At 64.2% G+C, this 21,493-nt stretch carries 16 protein-coding genes; 9 read left to right on the top strand and 7 right to left on the bottom strand.

The window, feature by feature from the left end; genetic code table 11:
• The first annotated feature begins 301 nt into the window (after positions 1-301).
• The 8 genes from MB818_RS09910 (at position 302) to MB818_RS09875 (ending at position 8,034) form a co-directional block, all read left to right on the top strand.
• Positions 302-1,078: a cyclase family protein gene (locus tag MB818_RS09910; RefSeq protein WP_234139266.1), complete on the top strand. Its 777-nt coding sequence runs from the start codon at positions 302-304 to the stop codon at positions 1,076-1,078.
• A 5-nt stretch (positions 1,079-1,083) separates the two neighbouring features.
• The gene (locus MB818_RS09905; protein ID WP_234139267.1) at positions 1,084-1,599 is read left to right on the top strand and encodes a thioesterase family protein; all 516 of its coding nucleotides are present in this window, start codon (positions 1,084-1,086) and stop codon (positions 1,597-1,599) included.
• A 104-nt stretch (positions 1,600-1,703) separates the two neighbouring features.
• On the top strand, positions 1,704-1,952 hold the full coding sequence (locus MB818_RS09900) for a hypothetical protein (RefSeq protein WP_234139268.1): 249 nt from the start codon (positions 1,704-1,706) through the stop codon (positions 1,950-1,952).
• Between the two features lie 174 nt (positions 1,953-2,126).
• Entirely contained in the window at positions 2,127-3,134 is a 1,008-nt protein-coding gene (locus tag MB818_RS09895) for an aminoglycoside phosphotransferase family protein (protein WP_234139269.1), read from the top strand.
• A 2-nt stretch (positions 3,135-3,136) separates the two neighbouring features.
• The gene (locus MB818_RS09890) at positions 3,137-4,369 is read left to right on the top strand and encodes a GNAT family N-acetyltransferase (protein ID WP_234139270.1); all 1,233 of its coding nucleotides are present in this window, start codon (positions 3,137-3,139) and stop codon (positions 4,367-4,369) included.
• A 553-nt stretch (positions 4,370-4,922) separates the two neighbouring features.
• Positions 4,923-5,681, top strand: coding sequence for a sugar transferase (locus MB818_RS09885; protein ID WP_234139271.1), 759 nt, complete (start codon positions 4,923-4,925; stop codon positions 5,679-5,681).
• Positions 5,682-6,079: 398 nt separating this feature from the next.
• Complete coding sequence (locus MB818_RS09880) at positions 6,080-6,634, top strand: CpsD/CapB family tyrosine-protein kinase (protein WP_234167225.1); 555 nt, start codon at positions 6,080-6,082, stop codon at positions 6,632-6,634.
• A gap of 125 nt (positions 6,635-6,759) precedes the next feature.
• The gene (locus tag MB818_RS09875; protein WP_234177576.1) at positions 6,760-8,034 is read left to right on the top strand and encodes a Wzz/FepE/Etk N-terminal domain-containing protein; all 1,275 of its coding nucleotides are present in this window, start codon (positions 6,760-6,762) and stop codon (positions 8,032-8,034) included.
• A gap of 8 nt (positions 8,035-8,042) precedes the next feature.
• On the opposite strand, the gene MB818_RS09870 is transcribed toward MB818_RS09875, so the two are convergent.
• A complete protein-coding gene (locus tag MB818_RS09870; RefSeq protein WP_238904947.1) occupies positions 8,043-9,401 on the bottom strand; it encodes an oligosaccharide flippase family protein in 1,359 nt (452 codons plus the stop codon).
• Positions 9,402-9,616: 215 nt separating this feature from the next.
• On the opposite strand from MB818_RS09870, the gene MB818_RS09865 reads away from it, so the two are divergent.
• Positions 9,617-10,822 carry a glycosyltransferase family 4 protein gene (locus tag MB818_RS09865; protein WP_238904946.1) on the top strand — a complete coding sequence of 402 codons (1,206 nt, stop codon included), beginning with the start codon at positions 9,617-9,619 and terminating at the stop codon, positions 10,820-10,822.
• Between the two features lie 39 nt (positions 10,823-10,861).
• Here the strand turns inward: MB818_RS09865 and MB818_RS09860 are convergent, their stop codons facing one another.
• The 6 genes from MB818_RS09860 to MB818_RS09835 are packed head-to-tail and all read right to left on the bottom strand — an operon-like array spanning position 10,862 to position 21,493.
• Positions 10,862-11,707 (bottom strand): glycosyltransferase, encoded by an 846-nt coding sequence (locus MB818_RS09860; RefSeq protein WP_238904945.1) that lies wholly within the window; start codon positions 11,705-11,707, stop codon positions 10,862-10,864.
• Entirely contained in the window at positions 11,704-14,241 is a 2,538-nt protein-coding gene (locus tag MB818_RS09855) for an SGNH/GDSL hydrolase family protein (RefSeq protein ID WP_238904944.1), read from the bottom strand. Before MB818_RS09855 ends, MB818_RS09860 begins: the two co-directional genes overlap by 4 nt.
• Positions 14,238-15,185, bottom strand: coding sequence for a hypothetical protein (locus tag MB818_RS09850; RefSeq protein ID WP_234139278.1), 948 nt, complete (start codon positions 15,183-15,185; stop codon positions 14,238-14,240). The genes MB818_RS09855 and MB818_RS09850 overlap by 4 nt, the downstream gene beginning before the upstream one ends.
• 31 nt (positions 15,186-15,216) lie before the next feature.
• On the bottom strand, positions 15,217-15,888 hold the full coding sequence (locus MB818_RS09845) for a 4'-phosphopantetheinyl transferase family protein (protein WP_238904943.1): 672 nt from the start codon (positions 15,886-15,888) through the stop codon (positions 15,217-15,219).
• Positions 15,885-20,489, bottom strand: coding sequence for a MupA/Atu3671 family FMN-dependent luciferase-like monooxygenase (locus MB818_RS09840; protein ID WP_238904942.1), 4,605 nt, complete (start codon positions 20,487-20,489; stop codon positions 15,885-15,887). The genes MB818_RS09845 and MB818_RS09840 overlap by 4 nt, the downstream gene beginning before the upstream one ends.
• Positions 20,486-21,493 carry a glycosyltransferase family 2 protein gene (locus tag MB818_RS09835; RefSeq protein WP_234177565.1) on the bottom strand — a complete coding sequence of 336 codons (1,008 nt, stop codon included), beginning with the start codon at positions 21,491-21,493 and terminating at the stop codon, positions 20,486-20,488. Before MB818_RS09835 ends, MB818_RS09840 begins: the two co-directional genes overlap by 4 nt.

Here is a 21,493-nt window from a genome sequence, read left to right as displayed (position 1 = left end):
GCAAACATCCTCACAAACGCAGCCCTCGACCCATACGGAAAAATACCAGAGTTCAAATACGCAGCCGTAAGGGTCGAAAAAGCCGAAGTGCTGGCGGCGGAATAAAGCCTTTGCGAGGCTCCGCCTCGCGCTCCGGAGTATTTTGAACCAGAAAGAAGTAGCACCGCGCATATGCTTCTTTCTGGTCAAAAATACCTCCGGGGGTGAGGCCCGCAGGGCCGAGGGGGCAGCGCCCCCTTTGCGTCTTGCCGGGCTGGGCGGGCGCTTTTAACCTCTGCGCAAGTTGCGCAAAGGAATGCCCATGGCCCGCCGTTTTGTTGATCTTTCCGTTCCGCTGGAAACCGGGATCGTCTCCGACCCGCCGATCATGCTGCCCCAGATCGAGTATCTGACGCATGAGCAGACCGCCGAACAGGTGATGTCCTTTTTCCCCGGGCTCAAACGCGAGGATCTGCCGGGTGGCGAGGGCTGGGCGGTGGAGCGGCTCAGCGTGGCGACCCATAATGGCACCCATCTGGACGCGCCCTATCACCACCATTCGACGATGAACAACGGCGAACGGGCGATCACCATCGACGAGGTGCCGCTAGAGTGGTGCTTCAATCCGGGCGTGAAACTGGATTTTCGCCATTTCCCGGATGGTTACGTTGTCAGCGCCGAAGATGTCGAGGCCGAGCTGGAACGCATCGCGCATGTGCTTCAACCGCTCGATATCGTGGTGGTCAATACCTCGGCCGGGGCGCGCTATGGTCAGCCGGATTATCTGATCAAGGGCTGCGGCATGGGGCGCGCGGCAACGCTCTATCTGACTGAACGCGGCGTGCGGGTAACCGGCACGGATGCCTGGTCCTGGGATGCGCCCTTTCCGCTGACCGCGCGCGTCTATGCCGAAAGTGGCGATGCGGCGATCATCTGGGAGGGGCACCGCGCCTCGATGGAGATCGGCTATTGCCACATGGAAAAGCTGGCGAACCTGGACCAGTTGCCGCCCACGGGCTTCACCATTTCCTGTTTTCCGTTCAAGATCAAAGGCGCAAGCGCGGGGTTCACCCGCGCGGTGGCGATATTCGAGGATTGAGCGCGATGGTGGAAAAGACCCCGCAGAGCGGCCATGACGGCCCCTATCCCGCCCCGGTCGAAGTGCGTGGTTTCACGGTGCGTCCTGAATGGATCGACTATAACGGGCACATGAATGTGGGCTATTACGGCGTCGCCTTTGACAAGGCGCTGGACGTGATGCTCGAAGAGCAACTGGGGCTTGGCAAGACCTATGTCGAAACCGCCGGGGCCGGCCCCTATATCCTGCAATCGCATGTCCAGTTCCGGCGCGAGATACTGGAAGGTGAGGGGTTTCACCTGCATTTTCGACTGCTCGACCACGATGCGAAGAGGATTGTCTACTTCGCTGAGATGTATGCCGACCGAGACGGCGTGCTCTGTGCCAGCCAGGAAGCACTGATCATGAATGTCAGTCAGGAAACCGGGCGCGGCGCGCCGTTTCCTGACTGGGCGCAGGCCCGGCTTGCCCGAATGCAGGTGAAACATGAGACAATACCGGCTCACCCGGCCATCGGCGCGGCGCTGGGAATTCGACGGTAACGGGATAACGAGTTCCGGACGGACTAGCCCTTTGCTTGTGCCCCTGCACCGTGCCTCTTCGGGCTTTTCCTTCGGTCATCCCGGTCACGGCCCCTTCGTTTCCTTTGTTTCTCAAGACGCTGAGCTCAGATGTCTTTGTTCCTCTCGCCTTCATCCATGACATCCGGCAAGCGCGGATCGCGATCCCGGTCGGATCGATGACCATCGTAATGTTTGAAACACTGAATGCCTTCGTTGACCCGATATCTGTCAGTGCAAAGAGCGACTTGCGATCGGGCTTAGCGGAGGCCGGTGCGGGGTCGATTTCGCACCTTTCGCCGCAGTCAGTGAACAATGCCGGCATTGCCCTGTGATTGACCTTCGGCCGGTGTGCAATCCGGCAATCAAACGGTCGTACCCTGCGAGCGAATCGCTCTTCATGCTATCGAGCAGAGAGGGCTGACGCGCCTTTGAGAGGCGCGAAGATGCACCGATCGCATTTTGGAACGGGAGCGAGGGTTATGGCAGGCAGAGGCAATTGGGACAGGTTGACCCGTATTGTTGAAGCTGCCCAGACCCGTTTTGGGCGCCCGGTCCAGAAGGTGACCGCGCCCGGTGGCGAGGGACGCTCCAGCTTTCGGCTGCATTTCGGCGACATGGATGTCATCGCCACCCTGCGCCCTACTGTTCGCCGCACCCATCTTGAAGCTTTTGTGCTGGAACGGCTGCGCCTGCATAGCGATGACCTGCCTAAATGCCTGGGCGTGGTCGGCGAGGTCTTGTTCCAGTCGGATGTGGGCCGTCGACGTCTGAACCAGGAGATCGTGCGTCACGCCGACAGCAGCCAGCTGGATTTGGCCGCGCAGGCGGTTGCTGCGATCTTTCGCTTGCAAAGCGCGGCGCGGCGTACCGAGTTCCAGCATATGCTACCTGTTCTGGGTGACAGCAACGCCTGGGTGACCAACCTTGTCGAGGGGGTGGACACCCTGCAACCCTATTCGATGGGGATCGACAACCGGTTCGACCGCGCAGCGGCCGCCGAACGCCTGGCAAATCCGGGCCGCCAATTCGTGAAATGGGATTGCCGGTCTGGCAATGCAGCGCTGGACCGAGCGGGCCGTCTCAGATGCTTCGATTTCGAGTATTCCGGCCTGCGCCACGGGGCCGAGGACTTCGCTTGGCTCATTGGGGACGAAGCTTGGCCAATCGCGCCCGACAAAATGGTCGATGTGATGATCGACGCCTTTGATCCCGGATGTGGCTACCGGATCGACGACTATCTAGACTATCTCTCGGTCTACCTGACCTTTCATTGTGTGCAGCGATTCAAGTTGATCGTGAAAGAGGCCAGGAAACGCGGCTGGCTATCCAAGGAACGCGTACGCAAATACGACGATGCCGGCGTTCATCCTGAATTCGCGATGCAGATTTGCAGGGTGGGGGCCTATTTTGCGGCCCAATCGCCGATCACCGCGCCGCTGACACGCAACTTCGACGGTGCTGTCGACAGCTTTGAAGCGATCCTCAGGGACGGACGCTCGCTCAAAAGTGCGTAACCATGAGCGAAGTACCGGATTTCGAGGCCAGCGTTTTGGCCAGTGGCAGGCTCCGGGTTGAGCCGGTCTCGGCATGGGGGGCATTCTCCGCCCTGCGTGACAGCTGGCGCGCGCTCGAGGCGCGCGATCCTGAGGGCACGGTGTTTCTGTCATGGGACTGGCTGGCGCAGGCATTTGCTGTCAATCCGGGGCGCTGGCGGGTGATGGTGGTCTATCACGGGCCGCGTCTGGTCGGTGTTCTGCCATTGAAACACAACGCAAACTGGAGCCGAAACCGGAAGGAATTCCAGACCGAGATCGAGGCAGGTGGCCGTCTTCTATGGAGTGAATATACCGGGTTCCTTTGCGAACCGCGGTACGAGGATCTTGTGATTGCAGCACTGGCTGAGACGTTGAAGCAGATCCCTTGGGTGCGACTGTCCTTGCAATCCGAGAGCTCGCGCTACCGGGCGACCAAGTTTGTGGCCGCCTTTCCCGAGGCCACCTATTCGGTGCGGTCGGATGAGCGTGGCGCCAACAAGGGCGAGGCTGATAAACTGATCTGCCCCCGTATTGATTTACCCGATGAATATGAAGCCTGGCTGTCCACCGGTCCGAGTACGGACACCCGCCAGAGAATCCGCCGCGTCACCCGACGCTATTTGAACAACGGCCTGTACAGGTTGAGTCATACCGCTGGCGCCTCGCTCAAATCCGATATGGGTGTGCTGCTGCGGCTGTGGATGCGTGAACACGCTTCAACCATGGGGGCGGCGACTGCGCGCCAGTTGGCGATGAATACCCTGCGGCTCCTGACGGCGGCCAGTCGGCTCGGCCTGCTTTATCTGCCGGTCGTTCGGCGCGATGGGCAGGTGATCGGCGCACTTGGTCATATCCTCGATCCGCGGATGAAGCGTGTTCATCTCATCGTAGCGGGCAGGGGCCAGGTGGTGACAAGCGACGATGTCGGTCTGCTGCTGACTTCCCAGGCAATCGGCTGGGCTATCGACCAAGGCTATGAGACCTATGATTTCTGCCATGCCCGCCAGTTGGGAAATTTCGACATAGGCGCAGAGCTGAAGAAAGTTGCCTCTTTCTCGATTCGGCGTCGTGCCTTTCCGGGTCCGTTAGGTGTGCTCGACCCAATTTGCCGTCCAGAGGTGCTGGAGCGCCTCCTGAATTTTGTGGAAACAGGCGAAACGGAGGCTGCCATTGCTGCTTGCCACCAGCTGCTGCGGATGGAACAGGCAGGCTAAGAAGATGGCTACGTCATTTCGCCGGCAGAAAAATCGCAAACATCACCGGCGTTTTTGAGTCAGCGTTCGTCGACACGGTCAGAATACAGGTATGAGCCGGGAGATAGACGAGAGCGACAACTCCTCGCCATGTTTTAGACACAATCTCTCGCGGATTTGATAGAGTTGGAACAAGCAGACTGTTTACCCGATTCCCAGTTTTGCACGGTTGCGGGTTTGGAAACAATCACTGCTCAGTTGATTGCTTTGGTTCACGCTTTTTCTGGAAATTTGCGAAATTCTAAGTGGTTGCATACGGAAACAATCTGTTGACGCGGAATTTCTTAAAATTCTCTAGGTAGCTGATAGGGTCGAACGTGGCAGAAGTATGGCGGAAGTTAGCCACATTCATGCCCGGCAAGACTGCGTGTAGGGCGCGGTTCGCCAGGGTAAGCACCGCCGAAAGATGCAGGGCCGGCTGCTTGGTCTTGTGTGTGTGAAGAGTGATTGCGAGGCCAATGTGCTGGGGGTCAGTGCCAAGGCTTAGCCTCAGGTATCCCGCGTAGGGGGGGACATGAAGGACTACATCTATACTGCTTCACTGGCGGTGCCAGTGGCGTCTGGCCAAGCCGATCAGGCAAAGGGCATGCTGGAAACAGCGTTGTTGCCTGCAAATACAATCGCGCCGCCGGAGAAGCTGGGGGGTGACGTTTCTCCGGCAAACGGTATTTACGCTGCCGTTGGCAAGCGGTTCCTAGATGTAGCCTTCATTGTCCTTTCGCTTCCGGTTTCTTTGCTAATCATCGCCTTTTGCGCGTTGGCGCTCCGGCTTGAAGGCGGAGATGCCTTTTATCGGCAGCCGAGGCTGGGGCGCGACGGCAAGCTGTTTTACATTCTCAAGTTGCGAACGATGGTGATGGACGCCGATGCCCAGCTGGAAAAGATGCTGGCAGAGGACCCGGTAATGCGAGCCGAATGGGACGCCACGCAAAAGCTGAAGGACGATCCGCGGATTACTCCTGTCGGAAACTTCCTGCGGCGCACCTCTCTGGATGAACTGCCCCAGCTTTGGAACGTGCTCACGGGCGATATGAGCCTGGTCGGTCCGCGTCCAATGATGCCCGACCAGCTGCCGCTTTACGGCCCCGCCGAGAGTTATTTTGCGCTGCGGCCAGGGATCACGGGCCTGTGGCAGGTCTCCGAACGGAACAACTCTCGTTTCGACTACCGGTCAAAAGTCGATGCAGACTATGCGCGTACTGTCAGTCTGATCGGAGATCTCTCGCTGCTGCTGCGGACCACATCGGTGGTGGTTCGCCGGACGGGCTGTTGAGTTTATTTGTTGATTCATAGGTTAGGTGTCAAAATATGGCATATCATGATAGAGACCTGGCTCCGGAAACCGAAACGGCTGCTTTGATGAACGACCAGACCTCCGGTATCGGTAAACGCGAAGCCGCAGATCGCCCGTTCCGGCGCAAGGCCGCGCTTCGGGCCGAGGCGGCAAAGCGGCGCGCGAAAACGGTTGATCCGGCGGCTTCGACGAAAGCGCTGCCACTGCCGGCGCCGCAAATCGCCGGGCCTCTGCCAGCCACTTTGCCAGAACCGTGGGAACGGTTGCAGACCATACCTCTTGGGCTTGGGTGCCCTCAGTCTGCGCAGATGCCGCTGGTAAACCTTTATCGTTCTGACCCCGCTGCGAAGGCGTTTGATGTCCTGCGCACCCGTCTCTTGCAGACACTGAAGGCGCGCGGCTGGCACCGGATCGGTGTTGTGGCACCGACCCGGGGCTGTGGCGCCAGCTTTACCGCTGTCAATCTGGCACTGAGCATCGCGCGGGTCCCTGAGAGCCGGACCGTGCTGCTAGACATGAACATGCGTGATCCCGGTCTGGCCAAGGCTCTTGGTTTGCCTGCACAAGGTGATATGCGCGCCTTGTTGCGTGGGGATGCCTCTTATCTCGACCATTTGGTGCGGTGCAGCGGGACGCTGGCCGTCGGTCTTGGGGCCGGTGTCGCGCGCGATGCCTCGGAAATACTGCAAGCACCGGTCAGCGCCGAGGTTCTGGACCTTATCCAGACCGATCTGAACCCGGACTTGATGATTTGCGATCTTCCGGCGATCCTTGCTTATGATGATCTGGCGGCGTTTATGCCTCGGCTGGACGGAGTGTTGCTGGTCGCCGACGGCACCCAGACTACCGCCGACCAGGTACGGCGCTGCCAGCAGGTGATCGGAGAGACGACACCGCTCTTGGGCGTGATCCTGAATCGTGGGCGCGGCTAGGGTGTGAAAAACTAGATAGTCCGATCTTCGTTTTTGCCCGGAACGGCCTTATTTTCGTCGGCATGACATGGTCTGTTTCCTTGCAAGAAGAGGCATGGGTCGTAGCAGCGAGTTGAGTGACAGGCATGGGGCCGATCTATTCTTTGGACGACATTCTAGACATGATCCGCAGACGGGCGCGGCTCATGCTGGCTGTCATCGTGATCGGGACTGTGCTTTCAGTGGCTCTCGCATCGATGCAAAAGCACGAATACGAGGCATATGAGGTCATTCAGATTGCACGCCCGGTGGTTTCCGACGAATTGGCGCGCAGTACGGTCGAGGGGTCCTCGGCACGGCGCCTGCAACTCATTCAGCAGGTCTTAACCACCCGCGGTACCATGCTCGAGATTATCGAGAAATATGGTATCTATGCCGATATCCCCGCGCTCAGGCCGCAGGCCAAGGTGGACATGTTGCGTACTGCCGTGCGGATCGAGGGCGTGGCCGCCGCACGCGAGGGGTTTTCCGATGATGGTACGATCTCGGTCTTGACGATCACCGCCCGGATGCCGACCGCGCTCCTGGCCCAGCAGGTGGCGCATGAATTCGGTCAGCGTACCGTCGAGCTGAGTAAACGAACCCGTATCGAGAATGCCCGCGCCACGCTGACCTTCTTCGATGCGCAGGCGGCGGCGCTGGAGTCCGATATCGAGGCGCTTGAAAACGAGATCGAGGATTTCCGCAGCCACAACCAGCTTGCGCTACCCGGCGTACTGGATTCCCGCCGCGACGAGATTGCCACCATCAACGGCGGCCTGCTCGATATCGCGCGCGAGCGGATCGAGATCGAGCGTGCGATTCAACTGGCCGAGCAGAGCGAGCGCCCGGCAACCGCCGAGCGGATGAAAAAGGATTATCGCGAACAGCTGGCCACCCTGGATGCGCAGCGTGACCTACTGGAAAACCGCAAGCGCGAGTTGGAGAGCCAGATCGAGACCAGCCCCGAGGTCGAGCGCATGCTGGGCACCTATGATCGCCGGCTGGAGCAGTTGCAGGACCAATTGAATCAGGTCTCGACCCGCCGCAGCGAGGCCGAGATGGGCTTTCTCATAGAGGCCGAGCGGCAGGCCGAGCGGCTTACCGTAATCGAAGAGGCCGCGATCCCCGATTATCCCGTCACCGAAAGCCGCAAGAAAAAAGCCATTCTTGGCGCGGCCGCCAGTTTCGTCGTCGCCTTTGCGCTGGCCGTGCTGATGGAGATGCGCCACCCGGTCCTGCGCAGCGCTGCACAGCTGGAGCGTGAACTGGGCTTTCGTCCAGTGGTGACGGTGCCATATCTAGATACTGAAAGACGGGCACCCTCGCTCTGGTCTCGGGTAATGTCCCTGTTCCGGCGCCGTCAGACCCCGGCAGAATAGGCATCGCCTCAGAGCGCCGCCAGCGGCGCGATCTCGGTCCAGTGAAACCGGATCACGGTGGCCGCTGCGACCCCGCCCAGCACAATCGCAATGATGTCGTGGCGCAGGTCGCGGGCGCCGTATTTGCCGGTCAGCCACAACACGGCAGGATAGGTGGCGAGTGTCGCCGCCGCCAGCGACAGGATCGCCCCCAGCAGGCCAAAGGCCCAGATCCCCAGCAGGATCGCGCCCACCTGCATCAGCGCCCGCACCAGCATCAACGTGAAATAGGACAGGCTGTCGCCCCGCGCCAATGCGACGATGTCATAGGTCACGACGATCAGTTGCGGGATGAAGGCAAGTGAAATCAGCGTCACCATCGGCCCCGCCAGCTGGTAGCGCGGGTCATAAAGAAGGTCGACCAGTTGCGGCCCGGCCAGCGCCACCGCCACCAGCGGCACCCCGACCCCCAGCGTCACACCTGCCCGCAACCGTGCCAGCCGGCGCCAGTTGGCCGGATCGGCATCGGGGGGATGATCGCGATAGACCGGCAACATGATGCGACCGACCACGGCCATCCCCAGCATGATCGGGAAACTGCCCAGAAAATAGCCGATATTGTAGATGCCCAGCATCTCCATCGTCAGGTAGCGGCCCAGGATCGCCCGGTCGCCCTGGCTGATCACAAAGGTCAGTGCGGTGGACAGGAAGATCCACTTGCCGAACCGCATCAGCTCGGACCGGGCCGCCGGTTCCCAGCGGAACCGGTTGGTGTCACCCGGCAAGAAAAAATGTGTCAGGATCAGCTTGGCAAGTGCCGTGATCACACCCCCCAGTGCCAGCGCCATGACCGAGCGTGTGGCGATCGCCAGCGCCGCCATTGCGCCGATGCCGATCAGCTGGCTGGTCAGGTCCAGCACCGTCAACCGGCCGACGATCAGGTGCCGGTGCGCGGTTTCGATCCGGGTCGGGAAAAAGCCCGAGATCAGCAGCGCCACTGCCGCCACCGGCAGATAGGTGGTCAGATCGGGCTCGTCATATATCCGCGACACAGGCAGGGCCAGCAGGCAGGCCAGTGCGAACAGCCCGATGCCGCGCGCCACCTGGATGGTCCAGGCGGTATTCAGGAAATCGGGGTCGTCGCCGCGCGGGTTCTGTGCGATGGCCGGGCCAATGCCCACATCGGAAAACAGGTTCAGGCCCACCACCACCACCGTGACCAGCGTCATCAGGCCAAAGGCCTCGGGGTACAGAAGCCGGGTCATCAGCAGGTTAGCCGCCAGCCTGAGCGCCTGGCTGCCGCCATAGCCAACCATCAGCCACGAGGCGCTGCGCAGGACGCGGGCCATCAGGCCGGAACCGTGAAAGGCGGAGAGAAGGCGGGACATGTGGGATCTCTGCTGGCGGCCTGTCTGGGCCGGTTTTCGTCACGCTAGGGACCGGCGCCGGTTGGGTCAATCAGAGCGCGCCTTGCCAGGCCATGCTTGTGGCCTTGGGTCCACAGGCGGCGGCTTGCCGGGTACCCGATGAGGGCCCACGCTAGGCAGCAGAGCCGCTGCAGGCTAGGACTGGGGCAATCTTCCTTAGCCGGATATCCGCCCTCGTGATCATCGCCTATGTCCTGAACACCTATCCGCAACCCTCGCACAGTTTCATTCGCCGCGAGATCCAGGCGCTCGAGCGGCAGGGGCATCAGGTGGTGCGGCTGGCGATGCGCCGGGCCGAGGCGCCGCTGGTCGATGCGCGTGACAGGGCCGAGGCGGCAGAGACGAGTTATGTGCTCGACCGGGGCGTGTTGGGGCTAAGCGGCGCCCTGTTGCGCCGGTTCCTGCGTGCGCCGGGGCGTGGCCTTGCCGCGCTGCGACTGGCGCTACGCTGCGGGCGCGCCTCGTCCAGTGGTTGGGCGCGCCATCTGATCTATCTGGCCGAGGCGGCCGAGGTCGCGAACCGTTGCCAGGCGGAAGGGGTCGGTCATATCCACGCCCATTTTGGCACCAATTCCGCTACCGTTGCCATGCTGGCCCATGCGCTGGGAGGGCCGGGATATTCCCTTACCGTGCACGGGCCAGAAGAATTCGACGCGCCGGTTGCGCTCAGCCTGGGGGAGAAGCTGGATCGCGCGCGCTTTGCCGTTGGGGTCAGCCAATTCGGACGCAGCCAGCTCTGCCGTTGGGCTGGGTTCGAAACCTGGGACCGGTTGCATGTGGTCCATTGCGGGATCGAGCCCGACGCATTTGACGACCCGCAGCCGGTGCCCGAGGGGCCGCTGCGCCTGGTCTCGATCGGCCGTTTTGTCGAGCAAAAGGGGCAGATGGTGTTGGTACGGGCCATGGCGCGTCTGGTGCGTGAGCATCCGCAGGTACATCTGGACCTGGTTGGCGATGGCGAGATGCGCCCGGCGCTGGAAAGGGCGATCGCCGATGCCGGGCTTGAGGGCAACATCACGCTGACCGGCTGGCTGGATCAGGACGGCGTGCGCGCCGCGCTTGAGCGGGCACATGCGCTGGTGATGCCCAGTTTTGCCGAGGGACTGCCCATGGTGGTGATGGAGGCGATGGCGGCGGCGCGGCCGGTGGTGGCAACCTATGTGGCGGGCACGCCGGAACTGGTGCTGGCGGGCGAGACCGGCTGGCTGGTGCCCGCCGGTGATGATGCCGCGCTGGCCGAGGCGCTGGCCGTGCTGGCCGAAACACCGGTGGCGCGGTTGCGAGGGATGGGCGAGGCAGGACGCAAGCGTGTATTGAAGCGGCACGCAATCGACGACCAGGCTCGCAAACTGGCTGATCTGGTCGCGGGTTCCGAGGGGTAGCGCCAGAAAATTCGTCGAATTTTCTGGCGCCCCGCCGCTTTACCGGCCCCGGTCCCAGCGGGACCGGGGCCGGTAAAGCGGCGTCCGCACCGTGAGCGCCACAGTTGCATAGACGGCGAAACCCAGCGGGTCGCGCAGCAGGTGCCGGATCAGGCCGCCCATGCCCAGACCGGGTGTACCATCGTTCTGCGGCAGATGCGGATAGAGCCGCGCAACCTCGGCCACGCCTGCATCCTGCCGCCGCCGTACACGCACGAGATTGGCAAAACCCTCGACCATGGGCCAGTCATAGCCAGCCTTCACACGCAGGCGTTCTTGCGGTGTGAAACTCAGCCGTACAAAGGTGTCGTCAGAGATGATATCGGGCCAATTCCCCCAGCGCGCGCGCCCGGCGGCATTGACGGCAAACAGGCCGAAGCCGGGAACGCCGGTTGCGACAAAGGGCAGGCGTTGCCAGAACCGCGCGTAAAGACGGGTGATCTGGCTCTTTGCCGGGGCGACGCGGGGGGCGCCACTTGCATAGCGGGGCGCCTCGGTGTCGAGCGCGGCGACCAGTTGTGCCAGCAAGGCAGCATCCAGACGCACATCCGCATCCAGATAGGCGCGCAATTCGCCTTGCGCTGCCGCATCCCCGGCCGTGAGCGCGCCCAGTTTGCCACCCTCGGCCAGTTCCAGTACCTGCCAGTCCCAGCCGCGCGCCGCCGCCTGATCCGCAAAGCCGCGCGCGCGTGAGGCGGTGTCGTCGGTGCAGCCATTGGCCACCACCAGCACTTCGCACCGCCAGCCTGCGGGCAGCGGGTCCGAGGCCAGGAGCGCGCGGGCGCAATCGCCAATCCACGCTGCCTCGTCATGGGCGGGGAGGATGACGCTCAGCCAGCGGCTCACTTCAGAAACTCCACCAGCGCGTCCCAGCGCGGGTTGTCGTCGTCGAGATGGCGCAGGTGACCCCAGCTGCCCCATTTGTTGGGCCGGTATACATCGGCATAGGCTGTGAACAGCCCGCCGCCCAACGCGTGCCAGCCCCGGATCAGGTCGGTATAAAGCTCACCCATCTCGTGCGTGTAATTGAAATGTGTCAGGAACGCGGTCAGTTCGGCATCATCCACCAGCGGCCCGCTACCCACCACATGGCTGCCGCCCTCGTACATGATCAGGTCTAGGCCGTGTCGGCGCGCGACCTCGGCGTGATAGGGCAGGTACTCTTTCAGATTGCCCAGCAGCGTGTCCTCGACTTTGCCGCTGGCGGCGCCGTCGCGCAGCTCGGCCCAGGCCAGCGCACTAGCCAGGTCATAGCGGTGCTTTGCGACATAGTCGTCACGCGCGGCACCGCTCAGCCCCTGCGCGTCGGCCTGAGCCTCGGCCGCGGCGCGGCTATCGGCCAGCCATTGCCGGACCAGCGGCAGCCGGTCCTCCCATCCCAGCGTGCCACCGAAATAGCCGGTCACCGCATAGGCGTCGAAATGGCTGGCGGGGGTGGCGCGGCCCGGCTCCTCGGCGGTCCAGATGGGCGCGTCGAGGATCATCTCCTCCAGTCCCAGCCAGCCGGTCTGGGTCGAGATCACCCGGATCAGCCGCGCCTCGGCCTGATCGCCGAACACATCTGTCCAGATATCGGCCATCTCGACCGCGCGGGCGGCATAGTAGCTGACCCAATGGTCTTTCTTGTTCCAGCGCGCGCGGGCCTGATCCTCGGCCCATTGCGCCTGGGTGAATTGCCAGTTCCAGACCTCGTTGGACAATTCGACATAGGCGCGCTGTTCGATCCACAGATCGTCCCGCACCCTCTCGGCAAAGCGGCGGATATAGTCGTCATCGGCCAGATGGGGCATGTTGAACCAGCCATCGGCGCCGGTGCGGTTCAAAAGCTCGATCATCACCTCGAGCGGTACGCCCTTCATCGCCCAGGTGAACTCTTCGGGACGGGGGCGATCCGCCCAGGCCGATTGCTGCGAGTCGTTGGTCTGCATCCAGTCCATGAAGCGCAGCGCGCCAAAGCCCATCAGCCGGTCCAGCCAGAGCGGGTTGAACAGGCCGCCCGCCTGATGGGCGTCCAGATGCTCCTCTTTCACCACCGAGATGTCGCGCACATAATCGCCGCCGCGATGGGTGCGCTGGATACGGATATCGACCGATCCGGGGCCGGGGGTGAAATCGAAACTGACGCTGTTCTTGCCATAGCGCACATTTTCGGCGCGGCCCGACACCTCGACCACGCCCTTGCCGGCAAAGCGCAGCACATAGCGCCCGGCGGTCGACACCGCCTCTTCGGGCAGGTCGGTCAGGATCAGCGTCCCGACCGAGCCCAGCTCGGGCGGGATCGCCATAACCCAGCCATTCGGGTCGAGATAACCGGCCTCTTGCAGCTGGGCATGGTCGACGCCGCCCCATTGCCGGGGCAGATGGCCGATCCAGGGGCGGGCGGTCTTGAACACGTCGAGAAAGGGTTGCTGCACCGACCAATCGTTGACCCCGGCCAGTCCGATCGCCACCGGCACCGGCCCCTCGGGCGCGGGCGGCGGGACAAAGCCCTGTCGTGGCTCGGCCGGCTCCCCCGCCTGTTCGGCGGCGGCGGGTTCGCTTGTGGGCTCGTCCGGGGTTGCCACCGGTTGCGGCGCGGGCGGCTCGGGCGCCTCGAACCCTTGCACCACGGTCCAGGCCACCTCCTGCAATCGTTGCGCCAGCGCCGGATCGGGGGTGGCATAGGCCTTGCCCCAGCGATCCTGAAGCCGCCGGGGCAGGCCCACCGGGCTTACCCCGGTCACGACGGCATATTGCACCATGGTCAGGAAATAGAAGCCCAGATCGTTGGGGTGGATATCGTCGGAGAAGAGTAGCGCGATGCGGTCGACCCCCGGCACTGTCCCGGCCGCAATGGCATCGGTCAGCGCCAGCATCGCCTGTCCGGCGGGCAACAGCTGCATCGGTGGCGCACCCTCGGGGCGGGTGGCATTGACGCCGTCGACGATGGATTGCCACCGGGGCAGGTCCGCCTCGATCCGCTCGCGCCAGGGGAGGTCGTCGCCCTCGTCATAGGGGATGTCGACACCGCTGCCCGAACGGAGATCGTGCCACGTCTCTTGCAGGAACACCCGGGTGTCGGGATTGGCGGACAGGGCCAGATCGTAATAGCGCCGGGCCGAGCCGATGCTGTCATTATACTGCATCTGGTTGGCCAGCGGGATCCCCTCGGTCAGGATCACCACATCATAGCCACCACCGGGCAGCACCTCGCGCGCGTTCACACCTTCGGCCGTGGCGCCATTGTCCCATTGATATGACAGCGGCGCGCCATTGATAATTTGAGCTGCGACCCGCACGTCGCGCCCCTCCAGCACCTGTGACAGCATTTGCGGGTTGGTCGGGCCAAACAGCGAATGGCCAATGAAAAGGATGCCGATCAGGTTGGTGATCCAGCTCATTGCGGGACTCCGGTCTTGGGATAGCTGGTGACGGTCTGCCAGACGATCTCCTGCATCAGTCGCGCGGCCTCTGGCGAGGGGGCAAGGGCGGGGCTGCCATCGGCCCGGTTCAACTGGTGGGGAAGGCCGACGGGGGATGCCTGATAGAGCACCGCGTAATGGGTGAGCGCGATCAGATAGTTGCCCAGATCACCCATGTGGATCGGGTCGAGTCGTCCCTGGTCGTCGGTGTGGAACAGCGCCTCGGGCCCTTCAATGCCAGGCACACCGCCACGCGCTTCGACAGCGCGGACAAAGCGGGACAGGACCTGACCCACCGGGATCACATGGGCGGGGTTGTCGGGGTTACGGGCCATGTCGCGCAGCAGGATCTCGTTTTCCCAAAGCGCGACAAGATCACGGTCGAGCCGGTTGAGCCAGCCATCGGGATCGTCCAGCCAGTGCCAGGTTTCGTACAAGAACACCCGCGTATCGGGCCGTGCCTCACGTGCAAGTTCGGCCCATTTGCTGAAATAGCGGTCGCTTTCGAAATACTTGATCGCGTCGGTTAGCTCGACCATTTCGGTCAGGATCACAGCGTCATAGTCACCCGATCGAAGGGCGCTGTCGGCGGCGCGATAGCGGGGATGGTCGTTCATCTGCTCAAAGCCATTGATCCCCTCATCCGGCTCCCAATGCGCCTTGAGCGTGGTGCCCCATCCCAGCTGGCTCGCATAGTCGTGCCCGATTGGGGACAACTGTTGCAGCATCGCCGGCATGTCCTGTCCCACCAGGCTGTGGCCCAGGTGAAACACTGTCATCGCACCCACGGGCGGTGGCAGCGGTCGGGCATAGGCAGCATCCACCACGGCGCTGTCGGGCAGGCGCGGGCGCAGCCAGCCCCACCAGAGACCGGCCATCAGAATCGCTAGGATCAGGAGGGTGGGCAGAACAGCGCGCAACATGGGGGCTTTCTAGCGTAACCTCATTCGGATTTCACGCGGCAACGGCCAGCACAGTGATAATCAGCCCGCCCCCGCGCGCAAAACGCCCGTGCAGTGTCTCACCCCTGGAGAAGGGCGGCACATCGGCCTGAAATGTGGCGGCAAAGCTCTGGCTGACGGGATCGGGCCTGATCGCGATGGCGTCGAAGCCGATCAGGGCGCGGCTCAGCCGGTATTGCGCCTTGTAGGCGCATTCCTTGGCCGAAAAGATCAGCTTGGCCCAGTGCCCGGCCATGTCCTGCCTGGCCAGCCAGTCGCGTTCGGCGGGGATGCAGATGGTCTCCATCAGGTCTGTATCCATTGGCGTGTCGGGCTCCATATCCAGACCCAGCATGCGAATCTCGCCCTCCCATGCGGTGGCGGCCAGACAGGCGGTGTCGGTATGGGTGATGCTACCCAGCAGCCCCGGCGGCCAGACCGGCGCCCGGTCGGTTCCCATCGGGATCGCCAAAGCCGGGGCGCCCAGTTCGCGCAGCGAGAGGCGGGCGGCGGCGCGCCCGGCGGCAAATTCACGCTGCCGTTTGGAGGTGGCGCGGGACAGGGCGGCCAGTTCTTCGGGATAGGCCTGATGCGGCCCGGCGGGGTCGGTCGCGGCCAGCGCCACGCGCGTATCCAGCAGCGGCGCCGCCAGCATCAGCGCCCCGGTGGCCGCCGCCCCTGTCACCGCACCCGTTCCTGCCGGTTGGCCCGCATCGCCCGCCGGCGCGACATGGTGCTGGCGCGTTCCTCGCTGTCGACGGCAGGTGGCGTCGGTTCATCGGGAGCATCGCCTTTTGACAAATGCGCGGCCAGCCCGCCCAGGGTGGGAAAGCGGAAGATGTCGGTGATGGGCAGGGCCGGCACGTTCAGCGCCGCGCGGATCTCGCGATGGGCCTGCACCGCCAGCAGGGAATGCCCGCCAAGGGTAAAGAAGTTGTCATCGGCCCGGATGTCACCGACGCCCAGGATGCGCGACCAGATCGCGGCGATCTGCGCCGCGGCGCCGCTGACGGGTTCCGAGGGGGCGCTGGGTGCGGCGCGCTGCTGCACCGGTTCGGGCAGGGCCTTGCGGTCGATCTTCTTGTTGGGCGTCAGCGGAAACGCGTCGAGCGTCACGATATGTGCGGGCACCATCACCTCGGTCAGGCGCGCGGCCAGATGCGCGCGCAGGGCGACATCCGAGACCGGCCCGCCGGTGGTGACATAGCCCACCAGCCTTGTGTCGCCGCCCATCTCGCGCGCAATCACCACCGCGCCGGTGACACCGGGATAAGAGGCCATCGCCGCCTCGATCTCGCCCAACTCGATCCGCTGGCCGCGGATCTTGACCTGATGGTCGCTGCGCCCCAGGAAATCGAGCTGCCCGTCGGCCCGCCAGCGTACCAGATCGCCGGTGCGGTACATCTGCGGCGCGGCGGTCACCGTGAGCCCGGCCTCGGCGGCAAACGGATCGCGCGGGAACCGCTCGGCGGTCAGTTCGGGGCGCTGCCAATAGCCGCGTGTCACCCCCTCGCCGCCGATATGCAGCTCTCCGGGCACGCCGATGGGGCAGGGTTGTCCGCTGCCGTCCAGCACATAAACGGTGGTATTGGCGATGGGGTGGCCGATATCGACCGTGCCCTCGGTCCGGGGCGGCACCAGCGCGCAGGTGGACCAGATCGTGGTCTCGGTCGGCCCGTACATGTTGAGAATGCGGGCGCCGGTCGCCTCGCGCAGATCCTCGACCAAGTCGCCCGGCAACGCCTCGCCGCCCAGCAGCAGGTGTTTGACCCGGCCAAGCGCCATGCGCGCCTCGTCGTTCATGGCGATCATCCGCGCCATCGAGGGCGTGCATTGCATATGCGTCACCCCATGGCGCACGATCTGGGCGGCCAGCGAGAAATCATCCTCGGCCAGCGCGCTGGGCGCGCGCACCCGTTTCAGCACCTCGGCCAAGGGTTTCAGCCCTTCGAGCACGACCGCAGGGTCGAAGCCATAGTCGATGAGGCAAGCCACCTCGTCCACGCCGATGCGTTTGAGCTGTTCGACGCGGGCCACGGCATCGTTGATGGTGCCGAACAGCCCCGAGTCCTCGAAATACCGCTCGAAGGCGAAATCGAGGATCGCTTCCAGCTCGTCGCCGCTCAGCACGCCCAGATCCATTTCAAAAGCGTTGGTCACCCCTTTGGGTTTCTTGAACGCGGGGAAGGCCCAGGCATATTGCTTGATCAGCCCGGCGGCCGAGCGCAGGTAATCCTTCATCGGCTCGCGCGCGATGCGCGCGGCCTCTTCGCGGGTATCGGCCAGATAGGTGTGCAGCATCAGCGTCACCTTGAAATCGGCCGGGTCATGACCCGCCTCGCGCAGGGCGGTGTGATAGATGCGGATCTTTTCGGCCACCTCGTCGATGCTCTGGCCCAGAAGGTGGGTCAGCACATTGGCGCCGATGGCCCCGGCCTCGCGCCAGGTCTCCGGGTTGCCCGCCGTGGTGACCCAGAGCGGCAGTTCCTTCGATACCGGGCGCGGCTGGGTGACGACCGAATGCATGGTGCCATCGGCCTTGGCGAACTCCACCGCCTCGCCGCGCCAGAGCTTGCGCAGGGTTTCGATGGTTTCGAACATGGCGGGCTTGTTGCGCGGCGGGGTGTTTTCCGGGCGCAGGATGAAATCGTCAGGCTGCCAGCCCGAGGCGATGCCAAGCGCCGCGCGCCCGCCGGTCAGGTTGTCGATCACTGCCCATTCCTCGGCGATGCGGGCGGGATGGTGCAGCGGGGCCACGCAGGACCCGGCGCGCACGCTGAGATTTTTTGTCACCGCAGCCACCGCCGCGCCGGTCACCGAGGGGTTCGGATAGGGGCCGCCAAAGGCGTGGAAGTGGCGTTCCGGCGTCCAGACCGCGTTGAACCCGTGCGCGTCGGCGAATTTCGCGCCTTCGAGCAGCAGTTCGTATTTCTTCGGCCCCGGCCCGTCGTCATTGCCCCAATACATCAGGTTGAAGTCGATCGGCCGGTCACTGACCGCGATTGGGCCTTTCGAGACTTCTGCGCGGTTTTCGTCGGAACTCAGCACCACCTTGAAGCCGCGCGCCAGCGTCCAGAACAGTTCCAGCACCGAGATGTCAAAGCTCAGCGAGGTGACCGCCAGCCAGACGCCGCCATTGGCATGGTCGATGCGGTCGTCCATCCCGGCAAAGAAATTGGCCACATTGCGGTGTTCGACCATCACCCCCTTGGGCGTGCCAGTCGAACCTGACGTGTAGATCACATAGGCCAGATCGTCGGCGCTGGCACCGCCATCGACATTCTCGGGTTGTCTGGCATTTGTCAGCGGGCCAAGGTCGAGGATCTGCGCCTGCGTGTCGGGCAGGCTTTGTGCGCGGGCGCCATTGGTCACGATGATCGCGGCGCGGCTGTCGCTGACATAATGGGCGATGCGGTCGGCCGGATAGGCGGGGTCGAGCGGCACATAGGCGCCGCCCGCCTTGAGCGCGGCCAGCGCCGCAATCAGCAATTCGGGGCCGCGGTCGAGATAGATGCCGATATGGCTGCCCGGACCGGCGCCCATTTCACACAGGCGGGCGGCCACCGCATTGGCGCGGGCATTGAGGGCGGCGTAGCTGAGCGTTTGCCCCTCAAAGACCAGCGCCGGGGCCTCGGGTGTGCGGGCGGCCTGATCCTCGAAAGCATGGTGTATGGTCAACGCCCGGTCGTAATCGCGGGCGCTACGGTTCCAGTCGCTGATCATGGTCGAGCGTTCCGACGCCGGCAGAACCGGCAACGCGGAGACGGTATCGGTGTCGCGCGCGCGGCCCATCGCATGCATCGCGGTTTCCAGCCGCCGGGCCAGGATCTCGGTCTGGCGCGGGTCGAGCCGCGCGGCATCGGCAAAAAGCGTGGCCTGCCCCTGGTCCAGCGCCACGGTCAGTACCGCCCCCGGAACCGGCCCGGCGCCATCCAGCGCCAGCGCCACTTGTGGTATGGTCCTGTGGGAAATGCGCGGGTCGCGCAGCATCAGGTCGGCGGGGGGCGCGCCCGTGGCGCGGGCGGCTTCGGCCGTCTGTTCGACCCAGCCGATCAGGTCGGCGCGGGTCGAGGTCAGCGCCGCCTGCAAAGGCACCCAACCGCTGACATAGCCGTTTGCGGCGGCCTGCTGCATGGCGCCAGTGGTCAAGGCCAGATCGCCGTAGTCCTCACCGCTGCTCCGCAAGGCCCAGACGACGACCGAGGCCATCAGAGCGGCTTCGCCCAGGCCGTGTGGAACCGAAAGACGGTGCGGCGCGGGCGTGCCGGCCGCGTCACCGATGGCCAGCGGCACCGGCAGCGGCCGCATCGCAGTGAGGGCGACACGCCAGTGCCGTTCGGCGGGCAGGGCGGCAGCCAGCGCGCGGCCCAGAGCCTCGCCCTCGGTGGCAGAGAGTGCGGGCAGGCGCTGCCCCTTGGGGGCAAGTTCGGCCAGATCGACCGGCAAGCCGTCCAGAGCGCGCAGCGCACCCAGCATCAGATCGCCTTCGCCACAGGCCAGGTGGAGGCTGTCGGCAGTTGTGGAAAGAACGGTTCCGGGCAGGGCGCCCGAGCGGCCTTCGGCCCGGGCCTGACCAACAGCCAGCACCCGCCCGCCAGCCACGATCTTGGCGCAGGTCAGCGGGTTGGCATAGTCGCCGAAATCAAGCGCGCGCACCAGCGCGGCCAGCGTGGTGGCGGGTTTGGTGAAGTCCAACCGCCCGGCGGCGGCGGGCCGGGCGTCGCGTCCGAAATAGCTGCGCTGGCTCAGATCCTGCGCCTGTCGTTCGAGCCCCTGTTCCAGCTGGTCGGCCACCCGTGCGAAACTGTCCAGCGCCGCGCCATAGCACTTGGAGTTCAGCGAAAACGCAGTGTCATCCTCGGCGATGTCGAACATCTGTTGCGCCAGGATGTCGCCCTCGTCGATGCCGCCCTCGATCAGATGCCAGGTCACGCCATAGCGGGTTTCGCCCGCCATCAGCGCCCATGCCGGCGTGTTCAGCCCGGCATAGCGCGGCAGCGGTCCGTCGTGAAAGTTGACCGCCCCCCGGCGCGGCAGGGCCAGCACCGCTTGCGGGATCACCCGGAGATTGGCGATCGACAGCAGCCAGTCGAACCCGGCGCCCGCGAGATGCGGCTCCAGCTCCGAGATCTCGCGCATATGGGCGAGGCCCTTGCCCCGCGCCCAGGTGGCGATTTCGGCATCGGTGGAAACGACGGCGGCGATCTGGTGCCCGCGGTCGAGCAGCATCTCGCTGCAACCGATCAACAGGGATTCGTTTCCGATCACGACATGGGTCAGGCTCATCTGCTATCCTCCGGGATGGCGGTAACTGGGGCGGGGGCGGTACGTGACCGGCCCAAAGCGGCGCGCAAGGCATGGCTGACCAGATCGGTCAGGAAATGGTCGGGGTCGGCCTGCGGCTTGGCCTGTACCAGACGGCGCAGGCGCCAGATCGCGGCACCGGTCACCAGCGCCAGCGTGGCACCCGCCGCATAGGCCCGCCCATGGGTCTTGAGGTAATAGTGAAGCCGGGAATCGAACCAGTATTGCGGGGTGCGGTTCCAGCTTTTCATGCCGGTGCTGGCCGAGCCGATATGCACCACACCCACGTCAGGCAGGTAATGCGTGCTCCAGCCCTCGGCCTGGGCGCGATGGCAAAGATCGGTTTCCTCGAAATAAAGAAAGAATCGCTCGTCGAACCCACCGGTCGCCGCGATCACCTCGCGCCGGATCATCAGGCTGGCGCCCGAAGCCCAGTCGACCCTTGTGCGCCGCGCGGGCAGGGGGGGCGCGATGATATGGTCGCGCAGCAGGCGGCTCAGCGGGCCGGTGCGGGCGGCCGCCTCGAACTCGCCCGCGGCGGTGGGAAAGCGAAAGGCAGTGCGGTGCGGATCGTCGTCGATGCCGCGCACGGCGCTGGCGGCCAGACCGGCATCGGGGGTTTCCAGCAGGAAATCGCGCAGGCCCCGGATGCAGCCCGGATCGGGCCAGGCATCCGAGTTCAAGAGGTAATAGAAATCGGGCGCGGCCCCGTTCGAAAGACCCGCGTTCATGCCCACGTTCATCCCGGCGCCAAAGCCGCCATTGCGCCCGCTTTGCACCAGCCGCAGCTTGCCGCTGGCCAGCCAGCCATAGTCGGTGGCGGCCTTGGAAAGCTTCTCGAACGAGCCATCGCCCGAGGCATTGTCGACCACCACGATCTCGCCGGGCAGATCCTGCATCTCGCGCATGGCGGCTTCGCAGGCGCTGATCGTCAGGTCGGGCGTGCGGTAGTTCAGGATGACGGTCAAGACTGTTGCGCTGGTCAT

It is taken from the genome of Ruegeria alba, assembly GCF_022321465.1.
GTDB lineage: Bacteria > Pseudomonadota > Alphaproteobacteria > Rhodobacterales > Rhodobacteraceae > Ruegeria_B > Ruegeria_B alba.
The sequence above is the reverse complement of the archived record's forward strand: the minus strand, read 5'-3'. Positions and strand labels throughout refer to the sequence as shown.

Excerpts from the sequence above, each read along its gene's own strand:
- MB818_RS09910 (WP_234139266.1), top strand. The coding sequence starts at position 302 with ATGGCCCGCCGTTTTGTTGATCTTTCCGTTCCGCTGGAAACCGGGATC.
- MB818_RS09905 (WP_234139267.1), top strand. The coding sequence starts at position 1,084 with ATGGTGGAAAAGACCCCGCAGAGCGGCCATGACGGCCCCTATCCCGCC.
- MB818_RS09890 (WP_234139270.1), top strand. The coding sequence starts at position 3,137 with ATGAGCGAAGTACCGGATTTCGAGGCCAGCGTTTTGGCCAGTGGCAGG.
- MB818_RS09885 (WP_234139271.1), top strand. The coding sequence starts at position 4,923 with ATGAAGGACTACATCTATACTGCTTCACTGGCGGTGCCAGTGGCGTCT.
- MB818_RS09875 (WP_234177576.1), top strand. The coding sequence starts at position 6,760 with ATGGGGCCGATCTATTCTTTGGACGACATTCTAGACATGATCCGCAGA.
- MB818_RS09870 (WP_238904947.1), bottom strand. The coding sequence starts at position 9,401 with ATGTCCCGCCTTCTCTCCGCCTTTCACGGTTCCGGCCTGATGGCCCGC.
- MB818_RS09855 (WP_238904944.1), bottom strand. The coding sequence starts at position 14,241 with ATGAGCTGGATCACCAACCTGATCGGCATCCTTTTCATTGGCCATTCG.
- MB818_RS09850 (WP_234139278.1), bottom strand. The coding sequence starts at position 15,185 with ATGTTGCGCGCTGTTCTGCCCACCCTCCTGATCCTAGCGATTCTGATG.
- MB818_RS09840 (WP_238904942.1), bottom strand. The coding sequence starts at position 20,489 with ATGAGCCTGACCCATGTCGTGATCGGAAACGAATCCCTGTTGATCGGT.
- MB818_RS09835 (WP_234177565.1), bottom strand. The coding sequence starts at position 21,493 with ATGACCAGCGCAACAGTCTTGACCGTCATCCTGAACTACCGCACGCCC.